Raw genomic sequence first — 18,455 nt, forward strand, 5'->3', positions numbered from 1 at the left:
GGTATAGCATAGAATCAATAAAACCACGAAAAGAGGCCATTAAGCGGTTAACAAAATGCTAACAAAGCCTCAATTCTACACGCTTTATTCGCTGAGCTGGGGTGGGAAGCAGATGCCTGTTCCTCCTAACCCACAATAACCATTCGGATTTTTAGCTAAATATTGTTGATGATAGCTTTCGGCGTAGTAGTAAGGACCAGCGGGTGCAATTTCGGTGGTAATTAAGGCTCGTTGACTGGCTGACAACGCCTGCTGGTATCGCTGCTTTGAGGCTTGTGCTATTTGCTGTTGTTGTTCTGAATAGGTATAGATGGCGGAGCGATACTGAGTGCCTTTATCGTTACCTTGACGCATGCCTTGGGTCGGATCGTGCTTTTCCCAAAAATGACTTAATAGCTTTTCTAATGGCAAGCGCAGTGGATCAAAGATTACGCGTACCACTTCAGTATGGCCAGTTTCACCACTGCATACTTCTTCGTAAGTTGGGTTTGGGGCATAGCCTACTGAAGTCGACACCACACCATCGAGTTGCCAAAATAAGCGTTCAGCGCCCCAAAAACAGCCCATACCAATCACTATTTGTTGCTGATGCTCATTAGGCTGCTCAGTGATGTTGCTGTGGTTAACGTAATGAATTTCCTCCACTGACATAGGGGTTTCTCGTCCTTTCAGTGCTGTTTGTGCGCTGACCATTGTTTGTTTATTGAGCATGAGCTTTCCTTTTGTGTACCGATTTTTGGCTTTATTTATTGTTGTTGAGCCACTGTTTCACATTCAGCCCGAATAATTGACTGATTTCATACAGACGGAGCTTGCTATTGGCGGTATGATTTCCATCTATTAACGATCTGTTTACTCAACTGTTCCTTTAATTAAGCATGAGACGAAAATCATTACCAGTTCTATTCACGATGCTACTTATTTCCACTTCGGCGTACGCCAAGGTGGCGTTAACCATTAATGGTTTAGAGGGTGAATTAGAAAACAACGTTGAAGCCTATTTATCGTCGATTCCAGAGAGCGACTATTCAACGCATCTTCGTTTTCAATCTCGTTTAGAGAAAAGCATGACGGAAGCGCTTGTCGCGCTGGGTTACTACCATCCTCAATTTGAGTTTGTGGTGGTGAGCGATGAGCAAGAGCTGATGGTCAATATCAATCCTGGACCGCTAACAACCATTAAAGAGATGGATGTGGTGATCAGCGGGGAAGCTGAATCTGATGCTGATTTTGCCAATCTCATTAACCGCAATGCCCTTAAAGTGGGCGCGGCGGTTAATCATGGCCAGTACGATGCTTTGAAATCGGGTATCCGTAACTTAGCGTTGCAAAAAGGTTATTTAACGGGAATTTTGAATTAAGCCGTTTGGAAGTTGCGCCAGAGTTGAATGAAGCTTTCGTACGCCTTCATTTTAACAGTGGTATTCGTTACCATTTTGGTCCTTCGCTCATTACTGGCAGCCAAATGAAGATCAGCGAGTTCGCTCGCTTCAGCCCTATAAAACCAATGATCCTTACCTTGTTTCCAAGGTAGGGGAATATAACCAAAACTTATCCAATACCGATTGGTTTTCCTCTGTTTTTGTTGAACCCGATCTTAGCCAACTGGAGAACGGTCGCGAACTGCCGATGAAGGTTTCCCTTGCACCGCAAGCTCGAAATCAGCTTGAAACCGGTTTAGGTTACTCAACGGATGTGGGAGTGCGTGGTTCATTCAAGTGGAAGAAACCTTGGGTTAACAGCCTCGGCCACAGTTTTGATAGCAGCTTCTCCCTTTCTGCCCCAGAGCAGACCATTACCGCTGGCTACAAAATACCGCTAGAAGATGTGCGGCGTGAATATTATCGAATTCAGTATGGAATGAAGAATGTCGATAACCGTGATACGAAGAGTTTGGAGTCTAACTTATCGTTTGAACGCCACTGGCTGCGTGATGGTGGTTGGCATCGAACCCTATTCGTTCGTTATTTGATAGAAAACTACGAACAAGGTTGGCAAAGCGATGTCGGCCAGTTTGTATTACCGGGAGCGACCTATTCTCGTACGCGTGTTCGTGGTGGTTCAATGCCGATGTGGGCGATAAACAGAGCATCACACTTGAGTATGGCGATCCAAATTTCGTCTCTGAAACGCGTGTGGTGCGGTTGTTGGCGGGCACGGCTTGGATACGCAGCGCTGGGCAAAACCATCGTGGTTTATTGCGTTTAGACGGTGGCGCAAACTTCAGTGAAGAGTTTGACAAACTCTCGCCTTCTCTGCGCTTCTTTGCTGGTGGCGATAACAATTTACGGGGGTATAGCTATCAATCTATCTCACCTAAAGATGCCAGCGGCGCACTGACTGGGGCCAAATACATCGCCACCAGTTCGTTGGAGTATCAATATCGCTTGGTTGGAAAATTGGTGGGGCGCACTGTTTGTCGATTACGGCGATGCCTTTAATAACTCGCCGGATTGGAAAACTGGTGTGGGAGCCGGGATTCGCTGGGCTTCTCCGGTGGACCGATCCGCTTAGATTTGCATGGGGGCTTGACGCTAATCCCGGCGATGAATTTCAGCTGCATTTCACCTTGGGGCCTGAACTATGACCAAAGTGATGTTGAAGATAACCAAATGGGCATCGGCGATTTTATTCACCTTGTTGGGCGCGGTATATATTGCACTCGCAGCCTTGTTGTTTACCAATACAGGCTTAACGGTCTGTTGTGGGGAGCGCAAAAAGCGCTGCCACAACTGCAGGTTGCCAGCCGCTCAAGGTGCCAATTTTTCCACGTTTCACGCCTCAACCAAGTCACCTTTTCGATGAAGCATTAAAGCTCGACTCTCGATGTACCAGCGAGTGACATTAGCATACGTGCTAGCTGCTTATTGGAGCCTTCAATTTGCTTAAATGAACTGGCGATCAGTGGATTAAGGCTGGCACTGCCAGAGCTTCCCCCCTTCGACGCAAGGTGAGCCTTCGTCTGCCTCTGATCCCATTACGTCAATCTCTACACCGGTGCCAATTAGGTTTGGCGTGTGGAGCTCAATGATATCTCAGCTGGATATTTTGGGTAATACGCTGGCATGGAAGCAATTCTTCTACTCATGCCTCATTTCAAGTACTCGCTTACGGATTGGCAACAACCAGTTGGAGCGATATTCAACTGACGCCTTGCGACCAATGAAGATGTCGATTCAGCCTAAGCGCACAATCTACCAATCCACTCCATCCCACAACCGTATCATCGACGGCGGCACCTACGGTGAAAACGCCCATCACCTTGCCAGAAGTGATCATTCCGCTGCAATTGGAAGTGGAGCGTTTTGATATCACATCAGTTTACTCTTCAGCAAGCTGAGCTTTGGTAGTCAAGCATCTTCGGTTTGGTCGCCAATGCTTAATCGAGCAGTGTTTCATTAAAATCACTTGAGCTTGAGCTGCCACAATTGATTGCCAACCTAAAAGCTGATAGCGCAGTTGAAGGGAGACTATCCGCTCAATCTCTCTTTAAAAAGCACGCCTCAAAATGGCGAAGTCAGGGGCAAACACTGGCGCTAGAGGCTTCGGGTAGCTTGGGTGATTTAACGCTAAACGCGAAATTGGCGGGCTTGCGCACGCAAACTTAAATGCGCAATTGGCGCTACTGCAACCTGAGATCCCGTTTGATATTTCGTTGGATGATGTTCAAGCACAGTGGCCATGATTGGGCAAGGAGACTATTTTGTTCGCGTGCCGAGTTTAAAAACTCAAGGCTCATCGACGGATATAGCGTGGCGCTCAATGGCACAATTGCCACGGTAAAGATCCCCCCTCTGCCCGATGTGACGCTGGATGTTGCTGGTAAGGCACTTTACAGCAAATCAACTTAGATTCTTTGCTCATCGATACCTTAGGGGGCAAATTGCTGGCCAAGTGATGGCCACCTGGCAAGCCCCAATTCACTGGCAAGCGGCGCTGAATTTAGAACAGACTTCAGCCGGATTACAGTGGCCGCAAGCGAAGGCGTGATCAGCGGTAAGCTCGAAACCACGGGTGAGTGACCGAGCAGGGCGGTTGGAACGTTGCGCTGCCTATTTTGGATATTGAGGGTGTGTTGCGTGGCTACCCACTGAATATTGAAGGTCAAATTAAAAAACCGGCATCAGATATGACAGGAAAGGCGCTTTTACTGTGTCGACCAGCGGCTTAACGTTAGCCCATGGACCCAACCAGATTACGGCCAAAGGTGAGCTGGATAAAGAGTGGGTAGGGCTTAACGGTAGATTTTGCGGATCTGGTGAAAAGTGTTCCTGATTTGCACGGCAAAGTGATTGGCGATATTTATCTGCGTGGTGATTTACAGCAGCCACAAATTAAGCTGCGCCTCAATGCAAATGATCTTGCTTGGCAGCAACAAGCGACCCATAAAGCAGGTGACTTTAACTGGTGACTGTTTACGCCACTTCCTGTACCACAAGCCGAAGTGAAATTGCAGGCGAGCCAGTTGAGCTACAGCAGCAGTTAGTTGATAGTGTGGACTTGCGTTTTTCAGGCACGCAGGCGCAGCATCAACTGAGCTTAGACGTCATTTCAAATCTGATTTCAACAGCTTGGCCAATCAGCGGATCTTTTGAAGATAAGCCGGCGATGCAGTGGCAAGGTGCGCTGGAAACGAGTACAACTGTCCACAGAACAAGGGCGTGGCTATTAAACCAAGCGACACCTGTTGCGGTTAATATCGATAAACAACAAGCTACGATTGCCGCGCATGTTGGCAGCAAGAGGGAGCATCGCTCTGCTTAGATAAAGACGCGACTGTGGGGCAAAGTGGCGCGGCCGAGCTCTCTCTCAACCATTTTGATTTTCAGCAAATCGCAATGTTTTTACCGCAAGAGACTCAACTTAAAGGCCAAGCCGATGTCAGTCTCACAGCTCAATGGGCGGCCCAATTACTGCGCCTCAAGCGAAAGTGTCACTCAGCTTAAGCCAAGGTGCAGTCACGCCTGCACATCGACCAAGCCATTACTTTAGGTTGGGATAGCGTCACTATTGAAAGTACGCTTGAACAGAAACAAGCTGTTTGCTCGTTGGCTAAGTGGATGTGACGATAATGGCGATCTGTCGGGGCAAATCACCATTGCGGACTCTAATGGCAAAGAAAAAATGATGGATGGCGCATTAACGCTTTCCACTTTTAATATTGATTTTCTACAGCGCTTGCTTGGGGATTATAGCCAAGCGAAAATCGAAGATTAGCAGTCCAACTTGCCTTCAGTGGGCCGATGTTGCACCCGAAAGTGATGGGCAGCGTGGTGGTGGATGACATTGTCGTCAAAGGCGATATTTCGCCGCTGGATGTTACCTCGGGCCGAGTGGCGATGGACTTTAATGGTTACCAAGCCTTGCTCAATGCAGCGATTCAAACTGCGGATGGTGAGTTGAGTATCCATGGGGATGCCCGAACTGCAGAAAATGGAGCAGTGGCGCGCCAACCTACGTGTGCTAGCCGATGAGCTGTTGGTGGATCTGCCGCCCTATCGTCAAGATTAAAGTTATCCCAGACATGAGCATCACACTAGAACCTCAACTGGGCCCACTGTGACAGGGAATATTAACCTACCTTGGGGGACGTATCGTGGTAGAAGAGTTGCCTCGAGCGCGATTGGTGTCTCCAAAGATCAAGTGATATTGGACGCTGCTTTACAGGCTGTGAGCGAGCAAAAGCGCCATGCATTTAACGTTGAAACGAATGTAAACATCTCGATTGGTGATGATTTCCGGCTCAGTGCCTTTGGTTTGCAAGGCGGCTTGATTGCCGCTCAATGTGGCGCAAAAGGATAAAGGCCCATTATCTACTGTCGACAAGAAAATATCCAAATGGTTCGTATCGATTCCTTTGGCCAAGAATTGGCTTATCCAAGAAGGCCAAATATTAAATGAATGGACCCCGGTTTATGCAAACCTTATGTTTCGATTAAAGCGGTGCGGCAACCCAGATAACACTCAAGATGGCGTGATTGCAGGGGTAAAAGTGACGGCTCTGCGATGAACCCGCAGTCTCCATTTTTTCAGAACCCGCGATGCCCCAAGCTAATGCACTTTCTTACCTACTTCGTGGTCAGAATATGATGGCGACGCGGGTGGCAATGCGATGACCACTGCACTGATTGGTTTGAGCTTGGCACCAAAGCGTAAGGTGGTGGGCGAAATTGGTCAAGCCTTCGGTGTGCCAAGATCCTGCAATTGGATACGGCCGGTTCCGGTGATGATTCACAAGTGACGGTAAAGCGGCTATATTTTACCGGGCTACAAGTGAAATATGGTGTTGTATTTTCAGCTCGGTGGGCGAATTTACCGTGCGTTACCGCTTGATGAGGGATTTGTACGTTGAAGCGGTAATCCGGTTTAGATAGCGCGGTGGATCTTTTGTATCAGTTTGAATTTAACTAGGGACAGTCATATGCAACATCTGGTTTTGTCTACGGCACATTACGGCCGTGGTGAAAGTAATGCGCATCTGCTTGAGACAAGCGGAAATATTAGGATCGTTCTACACGCCCAGCTGACTATGCGCTGTATGATCTAGGTCCATATCCTGGCTTGGCTCAGGGACAGCAATCGATAGTCGGTGAGGTATATCGAGGAGATGAGCAGACACTAGCAAAACTCGATCTTTTAGAAGATATTCCCATCGAATATCGCCGTGAAACGATCGAAACCCCATTTGGCCGTGCGTGGATTTATCTCTATCAAGATCACAGCCGTCTTACTGCTGTGATTGATTCTGGAGACTGGTGCCAACGGGGTGTAACGAACGCGTTGAAAATGGAAATAAAAAGCCACACAGCGTATTAGCAGGATGTGGCTTTTTATTTATAACGACACTTATACCCTTCCTACTTGAAGCTGCAGCAGTGTTGGCTACGTTCGTTCACCCCAATCACATAGTTTGCCTATGCTCATGGGGACTCACTCACTTGCCGCCTACCTGCAACTCCAAGTTGTTTGGGTATATAACTATCGTGACTGTTTAATGATGGTGACTACTTTTGAGCACGTTCAAATGAAGTCAGGATTTCAGCTCGCGCGGCAGCGGCATCTTCCCATCCATCGACTTTGACCCATTTGCCCGCTTCAAGCTCTTTATAGCGTTCAAAGAACTGTGTAATTTGCGCCTTCAGTAGTGCTGGCAGGTCATTTACGTCTTGAATGTGGTCGTACTCTTTGGTGAGCTTGGAGTGAGGAACCGCCACCACTTTGGCATCTTCACCAGACTCATCGGTCATCTTCAATACGCCAACTGGGCGGCAGCGAATCACCGAGCCTGGCATGAGCGGATAAGGCGTGGGCACCAACACATCGACAGGATCGCCATCGAGCGATAAGGTGTGATTCACATAACCGTAGTTGCATGGGTAGAACATAGGTGAAGACATGAAACGGTCCACAAATACCGCGCCAGATTCTTTGTCGACTTCGTATTTGATTGGGTCGGCGTTGGCTGGAATTTCAATCACCACGTAAATATCATCAGGCAGTGATTTTCCTGCCGGAACGTTGTTTAAGCTCATTTAGCATTTCCTTTTTCGTCGCTGGACTTGAATTGTTTTGGGTTGATTAACAGAACGTAAACGCTTGTGTTGCAACTTTAGCGGTAAATAGGAAACGGTTGTAAACCGTAAAAAGAGAGTCTTGCCTCATATTTATCGATAAAAAAAGCGCCTAGAGTTAGGCGCTCATTGAGCTGATTTAATCGCGATTGAGTTCCAAGAACTCTTCCAATTTATGGACCATATTTTTTGAACCGCAGAAGAATGGCACACGTTGATGCAGTTCTGTCGGCTTAATATCCAACACGCGATTGACACCGTCAGAAGCAATACCGCCTGCTTGGTTCAATCAAAAACGCCATAGGATTGCATTCATACAATAGACGCAGTTTGCCGTTTGGATGGCTTTGCGTGCTTGGGTATAGATAGATGCCACCTTTGAGCAGATTACGGTGAAAATCCGCCACTAGTGAACCAATGTAACGTGACGTGTAAGGGCGATTATCTTCAGGCACATTCTCTTGGCAGTATTTAATGTATTTTTTGACGCCGGTTGGGAAGCGGATGTAGTTACCTTCATTGATGGAGTAAATTTTACCATCATCGAAGGTCATCATATTGGGGTGTGAAAGATAGAAAGTGCCGAGTGACGGATCATAAGTAAAGCCATTCACGCCGTTGCCAGTGGTATACACCAACATGGTTGAAGAGCCGTAAATAACATAACCAGCCGCAACCTGTTTATTACCGGGTTGTAAGAAGTCTTCTTGTGTTGGTGGCGTGCCGACTGGCGATACGCGGCGATAAATAGAAAAAATCGTGCCGACAGAGACATTGACATCGATGTTGGATGAGCCGTCCAGCGGGTCCATCAACACCACGTATTTTGCATTTTTGTTGAGCTCTTTGCTGAACGCAACCGCTTCATCTTCTTCTTCACTGGCGACACCACACACTTGATCGCGCGCTTCAAGCGCCGCTTTAAATTTTTCGTTGGCGTACACATCGAGTTTTTGTTGTTCTTCGCCTTGAATATTATCCGTACCAACTGCACCGGTAATATCAGCAAGGCCTGCTTTGTTGATTTCTCTATTAACAATTTTTGCCGCAAGACGAATAGAGGACAACAGAGATGAAAGATCACCGCTTGCGTGGGGGAAGTCATGTTGTTTCTCAACAATAAACTCGCCAAGAGTGCGAATCTCAGACATGTTATTTCCTTAACATAGCTATATAGGGGGGAGTGATTGTTTCACAACGCATCCTCTTGTTGGGATGTCGGCCGAAACGAGGCACCCATTTGATAACGTTTGGGTAACACTGCGATTTTAGGGCTTAGATCTTTTTAATGGTAATGAAGTAACAGATTGAGATCTCAATTTGTTTGTCGACTTTTTAGAAGTTGCAAACATGCTCGCTTTTCTTAAATGGATGGTGATAATGGAGACAATCACTCACAACGCCATGTGCGAGGCTAGGATTTATGCATATTCACATTCTTGGGATTTGCGGTACGTTTATGGGCGGTGTTGCCGTTTTAGCGCGGCAATTAGGTCATAAAGTTACCGGCAGCGACGCCAACGTTTACCCTCCGATGAGTACGTTATTGGAGTCTCAAGGGATCGAGATTATCGAAGGCTTTGACCCTGCCCAATTAGAGTCCAAGCCTGATTTGGTGGTGATTGGCAACGCCATGAGTCGCGGCAATCCGTGTGTTGAATATGTGCTGAACCACAACTTGCGTTACACTTCTGGCCCGCAATGGTTGCAAGAGTTCCTGTTGCATGACCGCTGGGTCCTTGCGGTGGCTGGTACACACGGTAAAACCACCACGTCGAGCATGTTGGCGTGGATCTTAGAAGATTGCGGTTACCAACCGGGCTTTTTGGTGGGAGGCGTACTTGGCAACTTTGGTATTTCTGCGCGTTTGGGCGAAAGCATGTTTTTTGTGGTTGAAGCCGATGAATATGACAGCGCTTTTTTCGATAAGCGTTCTAAGTTTGTCCATTATCACCCACGCACTTTAGTGTTGAACAACTTAGAGTTTGATCATGCGGACATTTTTGACGATCTTGAAGCGATTAAGCGCCAATTTCATCATCTAGTGCGTACTGTTCCGGGCAATGGTCGTATTTTTGCTCCGCAAAAAGAGCGCGCATTAGCGGATGTTCTCGCACGTGGCTGCTGGAGCGAAACTGAGTTTACCGGTGAGCAAGCGCAGTGGAAAGCTGAAAAAATTACGCGTGATGGTTCGCAATTTGATGTGTTCTTTGACAATGAACGCGTGGGGCGCGTGACTTGGGATTTGGTTGGCGATCATAATGTCGATAACGCCTTAATGGCGATTGGCGCGGCGCGTCACGTGGGTGTCACTCCGGATTTAGCCTGTCAAGCTTTGGGCAAATTTATCAATACCAAACGTCGTTTAGAGCTCAAAGGCGAAGTGAACGGTATTACGTTGTATGACGATTTTGCTCATCATCCAACGGCCATTGAACTTACTTTGGGCGGTTTACGTAACAAGGTAGGCGATCAGAAAATTATCGCGGTTTTAGAGCCTCGTTCTGCTACGATGAAGTTGGGCGTACATAAGCAAACTTTAGCGGCGTCATTACAGCAAGCCGATTCAGTTTATCTCTATCAGCCGAACAATCTTGCTTGGTCGGTGCAGGATGTGGCTGACCAATGCTCACAACCAGCGCAAGTGAATGATGATATTGATGCTTTCGTCGCGCAAATTGCGCAGGAAGCCCAGCCGGGCGATCACATTTTGGTGATGAGCAATGGTGGCTTTGAAGGTATTCATAACAAGCTCCTACTTGCATTAAATCAAGCCATGTAATGCCAGCGACACAAACGAAATAGAGAGTTATGACAACACAACAGAAAGCCATCACTTTAGCCTTTACTGGCGCTTCAGGTGCTCCTTACGGACTTCGTCTGTTGGAGTGTTTATTGGCTGCAGATTACCGAGTGTATCTTTTGATCTCTTCGGCCGCGCGCGTTGTGCTTGCAACCGAGCACGGTTTGAAGTTGCCCAGTGGGAGTGAGGCAGCCAAAGCAGCGTTGGTGGAACATTTACACTGCGATGCCTCACAGCTTGTCGTGTGCGGCAAAGAAGAGTGGTTTTCACCAGTGGCTTCGGGCTCTGCCGCGCCAAAACAGATGGTGGTGTGCCCATGTTCGGCAGGCAGCGTTGCGGCGATTGCCCATGGCATGTCCGATAATTTGATCGAACGTGCTGCCGATGTCGTGATGAAAGAGCGTGGCCAATTGGTGTTAGTGGTGCGCGAAACTCCGTTTTCCACCTTACATTTAGAAAACATGTTCAAGTTGTCGCAAATGGGCGTCACCATTATGCCCGCTGCCCCCGGTTTTTATCATCAGCCGCAGTCAATTGAAGACTTGGTCGATTTTATGGTGGCGCGTATTTTGGACCATTTAGGCGTTGAACAAGGGCTTGTGCCACGTTGGGGATATGACTCACGCCCAACGGTGTAGCTTATTGCGTTAATTCCAATTACAATCCACCTCACTCAACGGGGAGCAAATCATTCATCTCAATGAATGCTGCTGAGATCAAGCGTGAGCTTGGGACCCGTAAACCTGAACCAGATAATGCTGGCGTAGGAATTGGGTTAGGATCTCAGAATAGGAATAATGGAATATTCTCATCCTCCTCAAGCCTGTGCCGCTCAACCAAGGAGAGCGACCAGTTGAACACCACTCTTAATACCATTGCACTTGCCACCATCACCTCTTTTTCAGCGCATGCCGCTGACAATATCCTTACCGTTTATACCTATGACTCGTTCGCATCAGAATGGGGCCCGGGACCGGCGATTGAAAAAGCATTCGAAGCACAATGCGCTTGCGATCTTCAGTTTGTGGCACTCGATGATGGGGTATCGATCCTAAACCGTTTGCGTCTTGAAGGTAATAACAGTAAAGCAGACATCGTACTCGGTTTAGATAACAACTTAATGGCCGAGGCAAAACAGACTGGCTTATTGGCAAATCATAATGTCGAGACGGGCCAAGTCACGCTACCCGGTGGTTGGAGTGATGAAACATTTGTTCCTTATGATTACGGCTATTTTGCCTTTGTTTACAATAAAGAGAAATTAGCAAACCCACCCCAAAGCTTAAAAGAGTTGGTAGAAAAGCGCGATGATCTTAAAGTGATTTATCAAGATCCACGCACTTCAACACCCGGTCAAGGTTTGCTGCTGTGGATGAAATCTGTCTATGGTGAGAAAGCCAATTTAGCATGGCAACAGCTCGCCAATAAGACGGTGACAGTCACCAAAGGTTGGTCAGAAGCCTATGCGATGTTTCTAAAAGGTGAGTCCGATCTGGTGCTCTCTTACACCACCTCTCCAGCCTATCATTTGATTGCGGAAAATGACGCCAAGTACGCGGCTGCCGATTTTGCCGAAGGACACTACATGCAAATGGAAGTCGCTGCGAAAGTAAAACACAGTGATAACGGCAAATTGGCCGATGAGTTCATGCACTTTATTTTAAGTGATCAATTTCAGTCGGTGATGCCAACCGGAAACTGGATGTATCCTGTGACGTCTGTCGCGCTACCGAAAGGTTTTGAAACGCTGGCTGTGCCACCAAAGGCGCTTACCTTTAGCGCACAAGAGGTGTCTGAGATGCGTAAAGCGTGGATCCGTGAGTGGCAAACCGCCTTAACGTTTTAAGGTGCGATAAAGTTTGAATGCTATTCCTAAAATAGGCATTGGGGTCGCGATGCTTGTCGCGACCTTTGTCATCAGTGCTTTGGCGGCGTTGCTGTTACAAGCACCCAGCTTAAATGTGATGCACGTATGGCAAGACCCGTATTATCGCCATGTCACTCAATTTAGTTTTTACCAAGCCAGCTTGTCGATGCTGCTCAGTGTTGGTTTCGCGGTTCCTGTTGCTCACGCACTTTACCGTCGTCGATTTTGGGGACGTGCGCTGCTGATCAAATTGTTTGCAACGACCTTAGTGCTTCCGGTGCTGGTGGGCGTATTTGGTTTGTTGGCCATTTATGGTAATAGCGGTCTGCTCGCCTCGCTGCTCGCGTGGTTTGATAGCAAACTGCCGTTTTCCATTTACGGATTAAACGGTATTTTACTGGCGCATCTGTTTTTTAATCTCCCGTATGCCAGCCGTTTATTGCTGCAAGCGTTAGAGTCGATTCCGGCAGAACAACATAAGTTATGCGCGCATCTTGGCATGAGTCATTGGCACAAATTTCGTTGGGTTGAATGGCCGCGTTTGCGTCAGCAGCTTCCTCATGTCTGTGGTTTGGTGTTCATGCTCTGTTTTACCAGTTTTGCCACTGTGATGGCACTTGGCGGCGGGCCTAAATCAACCACGATTGAGCTGGCGATTTATCAGGCGATCAAATTTGATTTTGATTTACAAGCTGGTGCGCTGCTTGCGCTGTGGCAGATGCTGTTATGCGGGCTGCTGTCTCTATCCATTTCACGTCTAGCGAAGCCATTAGCCATCACCACAGGGCGTCAAGCGAGTGATTATGTGGTTAGTCGAGACAATCGAAAAGCACAATGCTGGGACGGCGCATGGATCTTCCTTGCGTTGCTGTTAGTACTTCCGCCGCTGGTGATGGTCATCTTGAGTGGTTTAAATTCGCAGCTTTTTCACGTCTTGAGTGATGAGCAATTCTGGCGTGCGCTTTGGGCTTCACTACAAGTGGCGTTATTGGCAAGCGTGGTTGCTGTTTCGGCTGGGGTTGCCATACTCATCACGACTCGCGCTTTGCGCCTGCAGCAGCACAACCGTAAGGCGGACCAACTAGAGTTGATTGGCGCGATTATTTTGGTCACGCCAGGGCTTGTTATCAGCACCGGGCTTTTTCTGTTGCTGCGTATCTGGACCGATGCATTTAGCCTAGCGTATTGGGTGGTTTTTTTCGTCAATGGCTTAATGGCATTGCCGTATGTGTTGAAAACATTGGCGCAACCTATGCTGCATATCGCGCAGCAATATCAATGGTTATGTGCCAGCCTTGGCATTAAAGGGTGGCAGCGTTTGCAAGTGATTGAGCTGCGTGCGTTGCGTAAACCCTTAGCGCATGCCTTTGCGATCAGCTTTTTGCTCTCAATGGGGGATTTAAGTGCGATTGCTCTATTTGGTAGCCAAGAGTTTAGAACCTTACCGCTTTACCTGTTCCAACTGCTGGGCAGTTACCAAATGCAGGCGGCGGCGGTGGTTTCTCTTACGCTGTTGCTACTCAGTGTGGGGTGTTTTGCCCTCATTGAGCGGTTATTTCATTCACATTCAAAGGTAAAGCAATGTTAGAACTCAAGGCCGTGCACTATGAGTATCAACAGGAGTGGTTTGAATTTTCGCTTTCTGTACCGCGAGGGGCGATTCTCTCTTTGATGGGGCCAAGCGGAGCGGGCAAGTCGACTTTACTGAGCTTAGTTGCGGGCTTTATTGCACCGAAAAGCGGCGATATCCAAGTACAAGGGCAATCCTTACTTGGGCAAGAGCCACACTTGCGTCCTTTTTCGATGCTGTTTCAAGAGCACAATCTTTTTGCCCATCTCACTGTGCGTGAAAATATTAGCCTTGGGTTACATCCGGGGCTGAAATTAACCACTTCGCAAAAGGCGTTAGTTGAGTGCGCCGCGCAGCAAGTGGGTTTGGCAGCGCTACTTGATCGCTTGCCTGAGCAGCTCTCAGGGGGGCAGCGTCAACGAGTTGCTCTGGCGCGCTGTTTTGTACAACCACATCCTATCTGGCTGCTGGATGAGCCCTTTTCCGCCTTGGATCCGCTACTCAGAGAAGAGATGCTGCTTTTGGTTAAGCAGTTAGCCGCAGAAAGAGCGATCACTGTTGTGATGGTGACGCACCATATTAGTGATGCCAAAGCGATTGCGAGCCATTTTGCGTTTATGGCTCAAGGACATGTGTTAGTGAGTGATCGCATTGAGGCACTTTCCGCGCAACACGCAGACGCGCAGCTCAGTGATTTTGTGCGTGCAGGGGAATAAAAAAAACCTCACACGTTTAGGTGAGGTTTTTGCGTCTAATCAGCACTATGACAGGTTAAACTGACTTATCGTTATGCTCTCTGAGCACTTGGAAAATCTCTCGTGATGCTCTTGGTGGTTTGCTGTTGGCTTTCTCTTTATTTGCTTGACGCGCTAATTGGCGCAGACGTTGACGATCCATCTCTGGATAGAGTGCCATCGCATCTTCAATCGCGCTGTCACCTTTCTCCACAATACGATCACGCATCTGTTCGAGTTTGTGCAGCATAGCGGTATTTTGTGAGTGCTTGTTACGCAGTTTATCCAATGCCGCTTGAATCGGTTCGGCATCGATGGTACGCATCATTTTACCAATGTATTGCAGTTGGCGGCGTCTGGCTTCCATGCTAAAACGTTGAGCATCTTTGATGGCATCCATCAAGTCTTCAGACATCGGAATTTTTGCTAACTGAGACGGCTTCAGAGCAACCAGCTCTTCACCCAGTTTTTGTAGCTCAGTCATGTCGTTTTTCATTTCGGTTTTGCTAACCCAAATGATCTCCTCTTCTTCTTCCCAAGGAGCTTTTTGATTCTTACGCGCCATTTTCTTCATCTATTGAGTTATGTATGTCAGCTATTTTAGCAAGAATCGTGGGGAGAAAGCGAAATTCTTGTTATCCTAATGACATTGTTTGCTAATAATTGATGAGATATGGACGTAAAACAACAAGTTGCTCAGCAGCGCATCGAACTTGAAGCGGCGGTTGCTAAGGCATTAGAGATGGCTGCGCTCAGTTCTGATGCTGCCGAAGTGGCGATCACCAAAAGTACCGGCCTGAGTGTTTCGACGCGAATGTGTGAAGTTGAAAACGTAGAATTTAACAGTGATGGGGCGTTAGGCATCACCGTGTATCGTGGGCAGCGTAAAGGCAGTGCGTCGACGTCAGATCTCAGTGAAAAAGCAATTGCGCAGACGGTCGCTGCAGCGCTTGATATTGCGCTTTACACTTCTGAAGATCCTTATGCAGGCCCTGCACCTAAAGAGTTAATGGTGCGAAATATTCCTGATTTAGATCTCTTCCATCCGGATGAACCTAACCCGGACATGGCCGCTAAAATTGCCATTGCTGCAGAAGAGAAAGCGTTAGCTTACAGCAACAAGATCAAACAAAGTGATGGCGCAAGTTATGACAGCCATTACGGTGTGAAAGTGTATGGTAATAGCCATGGTTTGCTCGCGAGTTATGCCTCTAGCCGTCATAGCATTAGCTGCTGCGTGATCGGTGAGGGTAAAAATGGTGAGATGGAGCGTGATTATAGCTATACCGTTGCACGTCACCGCGACGATTTATGGTCGCCAGAGCTGGTCGGGCAACAAGCTGCAGAAAAAACCATCAGCCGTTTAGATGCAAAAAAATTGAAGACGGGCAAAGTTCCGGTGATGTTTGCCGCGGATGTAGCGACAGGTTTGATTGGTCATTTGGTGATGGCGATCAGTGGTGGCAGCTTGTATCGTAAATCTTCCTTTTTACTTGATAAGTTAGGCGAGAAAATTTTACCCGATTGGTTCAATATTGCCGAAAAACCCCATGTATTGCGTGCGTTGGCATCAAGCCCATTTGATAGCGAAGGGGTGTTTACGCAAGACCGCCAAATCATTACCGATGGCGTGCTCTCGACTTATCTTCTGAGCAGCTATGCCGCTCGTAAAATGAAGATGACTCCAACTGGTCACGCGGGTGGCATCCATAACTGGTATGTTCAATCCACAGGGCAAAATTTTGAGCAGATGCTCAAAGCGTTGGGTACAGGCTTGTTAGTCACTGAAGTGATGGGCCAAGGTGTTAATGCAGTGACAGGTGATTATTCGCGTGGCGCCGCTGGTTTCTGGGTTGAAAACGGTGTGATTCAATACCCTGTATCTGAGATTACTATCGCGGGCAATTTGAAAGATATGTTCCAGCAAATGGTTGCGGTAGGGAGTGATGTCGAAACACGCTCGCAAATCCAAACTGGGTCTATTTTACTTGAATCGATGAAAATTGCGGGCGAATAATCGCTTAATCTGAATATAAAAAAGCTTGGTATAACAACCAAGCTTTTTTTTATGGGTGGTTTGGGTATGTATCACTATAGGGTTACATCAAAATATGGCTACATCAAAATGGTCGCCAAGCCGAGAAAGACAGAAAGCCCAACCACATCGGTGACGGTTGTTAACGCCATTCCGCCAGCAAGAGCCGGGTCGATTTTCATTTTTTTCAGTAAAATTGGGATGGTGACGCCGGCGATCCCTGCAATGAGTAGGTTGGCCATCATTGCTGCGAAAATGATGCCGCCAAGCATCCAATTGCCTTTCCATGCCACCACAATGCCACCAATGATGGTGGCCCACATGATGCCATTTAAAAAACCGATTGCCGCTTCTTTGAATAGCAATTCGCGTTGGTTACTGTCACCGATATGTCCCAATGCTAAACCACGAATGACCAAGGCCACGGTTTGGTTACCTGCGACACCACCCATTGAGGGAACAATGGTCATTAGCACGGCAATGGCAGCCATTTGATCCAGTGTCGCTTCAAACATGTTGGAAACAGAGGCGGCGGCTAGGGCGGCCAAAACATTTGCCCCAAGCCAGATGGTCCGTTTACGAGCGGATTTGACTACCGGAGCAAAGGTATCTTCGTCATCGTTCATACCAGCCATACTCATCATTGAGTGTTCGGCATCTTCACGAATGATGTCAACGACGTCATCAATGGTGATCCGACCGACCAAGTGTTGGTTTTCATCCACCACAGGCGCGGACACCCAGTTGCGACGTTCAAACAGGCTGGCAACATCGGAGTCGCTGGTGGTGACCAAAATCGCCTCATCGGCATCATCCATGACTTCACTTACTGGAATATCCGGTTGCGTGGTCAGCAAGGTGGTGAGTGAGAGATGCCCAATCAGCTTACTTTCATCGTCAATCACGTAAAGTGCATCGGTTGCTTCGGGCAGATCGCCGCGCATGCGTAAATAGCGTAAAACCACGTCAATATCAACATCACCACGAATGGTGATCACGTCGGTATTCATGATCCCGCCGGCTGTTTCCTCTGAATAGGAGAGTGCGGTTTCAACGCGCTGGCGATCAGCGCTGTCCATCTGCGAAAGCACTTCGCGTGACACGTCATCTGGCAAGCTACGCAGTACATAGGCCACGTCATCGGTGTCCATGCCTTCGGTCGCTTCTGCAAGTTTTTCGGGTGCCATTTTGGAAACTAGGGCATCTTTGACGTCTTCGTTGAGCTCATCAAGGATTTCACCGTAGTCTTCTGGGTCGGTGAGTTGCCATAACACCTCCCGGCTTTTACGTGGAGAGGCTTCTAAGAGGTGAGCAATATCTTCTGGCTCCATGTCCTGCAATTGGCGACGGACATGGACAAAACGACCATTTTCTAAAGCTTCGCTGACTTCTTGGAGGGTTAGGTGAGCTTGATCAAATTCAATTTGCTCGGCCATGGTTTCCCCCTACTTAGGATTCTTACAATGTGTTGAATAGTAACTTAATTCTAGGCCTTATTTAATAAGTTCTTATTAAGCACTGAATTTATTTTGACTATCAGGGGCGCGCATGCGCTGTCTGTGGGAGAGTGGAGTGTAAGCCTTGTGCTTACTCGTCTTCATCGAATTTATGTTCAATCAGCGAACTAACCGCTTGCAAAGCAGGCTCTGCTTGTGAGCCTTCAACATTGATGGTGATGTATTGACCTTGTGCGGATTCGAGCATCAATAAACCCATCACACTGTCTGCAGTGGCTTCTTTTCCTTCTTCACTTTGAATGGTGACCACCGCATCAAAAGATTGCGACAGTTCAACCAGCTTAACGGCTGCACGAGCATGAAGGCCCAAGCGATTTTGGATTAAAACCGTTTTACTTAATAGTGGCATACCATCGCT

The 18,455-nt window shown here is 47.8% G+C and carries 20 protein-coding genes, 3 pseudogenes and 1 riboswitch; of the genes and pseudogenes, 17 read left to right on the plus strand and 6 right to left on the minus strand.

Features of this window, described 5'->3' with window-relative positions; all coding sequences use genetic code 11:
• Nucleotides 1-84 precede the first annotated feature (84 nt).
• A complete protein-coding gene (gene msrA, locus N5E84_RS00405; protein ID WP_019282533.1) occupies nt 85-711 on the minus strand; it encodes a peptide-methionine (S)-S-oxide reductase MsrA in 627 nt (208 codons plus the stop codon).
• Nucleotides 712-878: 167 nt separating this feature from the next.
• On the opposite strand from msrA, the pseudogene N5E84_RS00410 reads away from it, so the two are divergent.
• From N5E84_RS00410 to N5E84_RS00460, 11 genes and pseudogenes are all read left to right on the plus strand, one after another.
• Nucleotides 879-2,587 (plus strand): annotated as a pseudogene (locus N5E84_RS00410) (autotransporter assembly complex protein TamA).
• A complete protein-coding gene (locus N5E84_RS00415; RefSeq protein ID WP_261676534.1) occupies nt 2,547-2,813 on the plus strand; it encodes a hypothetical protein in 267 nt (88 codons plus the stop codon). The pseudogene N5E84_RS00410 and the gene N5E84_RS00415 overlap by 41 nt, the downstream one beginning before the upstream one ends.
• A gap of 615 nt (nt 2,814-3,428) precedes the next feature.
• The gene (locus N5E84_RS00420) at nt 3,429-3,608 is read left to right on the plus strand and encodes a hypothetical protein (protein WP_261676512.1); all 180 of its coding nucleotides are present in this window, start codon (nt 3,429-3,431) and stop codon (nt 3,606-3,608) included.
• Between the two features lie 410 nt (nt 3,609-4,018).
• Nucleotides 4,019-4,171, plus strand: a complete 153-nt coding sequence (locus tag N5E84_RS00425; protein ID WP_261676513.1) for a hypothetical protein — start codon at nt 4,019-4,021, stop codon at nt 4,169-4,171.
• An 87-nt stretch (nt 4,172-4,258) separates the two neighbouring features.
• Nucleotides 4,259-4,411 carry a hypothetical protein gene (locus N5E84_RS00430; protein ID WP_261676514.1) on the plus strand — a complete coding sequence of 51 codons (153 nt, stop codon included), beginning with the start codon at nt 4,259-4,261 and terminating at the stop codon, nt 4,409-4,411.
• Nucleotides 4,408-4,764 (plus strand): hypothetical protein, encoded by a 357-nt coding sequence (locus tag N5E84_RS00435; RefSeq protein ID WP_261676515.1) that lies wholly within the window; start codon nt 4,408-4,410, stop codon nt 4,762-4,764. The genes N5E84_RS00430 and N5E84_RS00435 overlap by 4 nt, the downstream gene beginning before the upstream one ends.
• Before the next feature lie 14 nt (nt 4,765-4,778).
• Nucleotides 4,779-4,946: a hypothetical protein gene (locus tag N5E84_RS00440; protein WP_261676516.1), complete on the plus strand. Its 168-nt coding sequence runs from the start codon at nt 4,779-4,781 to the stop codon at nt 4,944-4,946.
• 76 nt (nt 4,947-5,022) lie between these two features.
• Nucleotides 5,023-5,217 carry a hypothetical protein gene (locus N5E84_RS00445; RefSeq protein ID WP_261676517.1) on the plus strand — a complete coding sequence of 65 codons (195 nt, stop codon included), beginning with the start codon at nt 5,023-5,025 and terminating at the stop codon, nt 5,215-5,217.
• 26 nt (nt 5,218-5,243) lie between these two features.
• Nucleotides 5,244-5,474: a hypothetical protein gene (locus N5E84_RS00450; protein WP_261676518.1), complete on the plus strand. Its 231-nt coding sequence runs from the start codon at nt 5,244-5,246 to the stop codon at nt 5,472-5,474.
• 85 nt (nt 5,475-5,559) lie between these two features.
• On the plus strand, nt 5,560-5,802 hold the full coding sequence (locus N5E84_RS00455; RefSeq protein ID WP_261676519.1) for a hypothetical protein: 243 nt from the start codon (nt 5,560-5,562) through the stop codon (nt 5,800-5,802).
• Nucleotides 5,803-6,421: 619 nt separating this feature from the next.
• Nucleotides 6,422-6,816, plus strand: a pseudogene (locus N5E84_RS00460) (gamma-glutamylcyclotransferase).
• A gap of 188 nt (nt 6,817-7,004) precedes the next feature.
• Here the strand turns inward: N5E84_RS00460 and ppa are convergent.
• Nucleotides 7,005-7,532 carry an inorganic diphosphatase gene (gene ppa, locus N5E84_RS00465; protein ID WP_010318803.1) on the minus strand — a complete coding sequence of 176 codons (528 nt, stop codon included), beginning with the start codon at nt 7,530-7,532 and terminating at the stop codon, nt 7,005-7,007.
• A 178-nt stretch (nt 7,533-7,710) separates the two neighbouring features.
• A pseudogene (gene fbp, locus N5E84_RS00470) lies at nt 7,711-8,722 on the minus strand (class 1 fructose-bisphosphatase).
• Between the two features lie 272 nt (nt 8,723-8,994).
• On the opposite strand from fbp, the gene mpl reads away from it, so the two are divergent.
• The 5 genes from mpl to thiQ all read left to right on the plus strand — a co-directional run bounded on the left by mpl (nt 8,995) and on the right by thiQ (nt 14,527).
• Nucleotides 8,995-10,353, plus strand: coding sequence for a UDP-N-acetylmuramate:L-alanyl-gamma-D-glutamyl-meso-diaminopimelate ligase (gene mpl, locus N5E84_RS00475; RefSeq protein ID WP_019282528.1), 1,359 nt, complete (start codon nt 8,995-8,997; stop codon nt 10,351-10,353).
• 29 nt (nt 10,354-10,382) lie between these two features.
• A complete protein-coding gene (locus N5E84_RS00480; RefSeq protein WP_019282527.1) occupies nt 10,383-11,012 on the plus strand; it encodes a flavin prenyltransferase UbiX in 630 nt (209 codons plus the stop codon).
• A gap of 29 nt (nt 11,013-11,041) precedes the next feature.
• Nucleotides 11,042-11,161: riboswitch (TPP riboswitch) on the plus strand.
• Nucleotides 11,162-11,227: 66 nt separating this feature from the next.
• The gene (thiB, locus tag N5E84_RS00485; protein WP_029388290.1) at nt 11,228-12,220 is read left to right on the plus strand and encodes a thiamine ABC transporter substrate binding subunit; all 993 of its coding nucleotides are present in this window, start codon (nt 11,228-11,230) and stop codon (nt 12,218-12,220) included.
• Between the two features lie 13 nt (nt 12,221-12,233).
• Complete coding sequence (gene thiP, locus N5E84_RS00490; protein ID WP_019282525.1) at nt 12,234-13,829, plus strand: thiamine/thiamine pyrophosphate ABC transporter permease ThiP; 1,596 nt, start codon at nt 12,234-12,236, stop codon at nt 13,827-13,829.
• Nucleotides 13,823-14,527 (plus strand): thiamine ABC transporter ATP-binding protein, encoded by a 705-nt coding sequence (gene thiQ, locus N5E84_RS00495; RefSeq protein WP_017046452.1) that lies wholly within the window; start codon nt 13,823-13,825, stop codon nt 14,525-14,527. Before thiP ends, thiQ begins: the two co-directional genes overlap by 7 nt.
• Nucleotides 14,528-14,582: 55 nt before the next feature.
• Here the strand turns inward: thiQ and yjgA are convergent, their stop codons facing one another.
• Entirely contained in the window at nt 14,583-15,110 is a 528-nt protein-coding gene (yjgA, locus tag N5E84_RS00500) for a ribosome biogenesis factor YjgA (RefSeq protein ID WP_010318810.1), read from the minus strand.
• Between the two features lie 108 nt (nt 15,111-15,218).
• On the opposite strand from yjgA, the gene pmbA reads away from it, so the two are divergent.
• A complete protein-coding gene (gene pmbA, locus N5E84_RS00505; RefSeq protein ID WP_010318811.1) occupies nt 15,219-16,562 on the plus strand; it encodes a metalloprotease PmbA in 1,344 nt (447 codons plus the stop codon).
• A 98-nt stretch (nt 16,563-16,660) separates the two neighbouring features.
• Here the strand turns inward: pmbA and mgtE are convergent, their stop codons facing one another.
• Both mgtE and N5E84_RS00515 read right to left on the minus strand, forming a co-directional pair.
• Nucleotides 16,661-18,016, minus strand: a complete 1,356-nt coding sequence (gene mgtE / locus N5E84_RS00510) for a magnesium transporter (protein WP_019282524.1) — start codon at nt 18,014-18,016, stop codon at nt 16,661-16,663.
• 151 nt (nt 18,017-18,167) lie between these two features.
• Complete coding sequence (locus N5E84_RS00515) at nt 18,168-18,446, minus strand: HPr family phosphocarrier protein (RefSeq protein WP_019282523.1); 279 nt, start codon at nt 18,444-18,446, stop codon at nt 18,168-18,170.
• Nucleotides 18,447-18,455 lie beyond the last annotated feature (9 nt).

The sequence above is a fragment of the Vibrio sp. J502 genome (assembly GCF_025397955.1).
Taxonomy (GTDB): Bacteria; Pseudomonadota; Gammaproteobacteria; order Enterobacterales; family Vibrionaceae; genus Vibrio; species Vibrio anguillarum.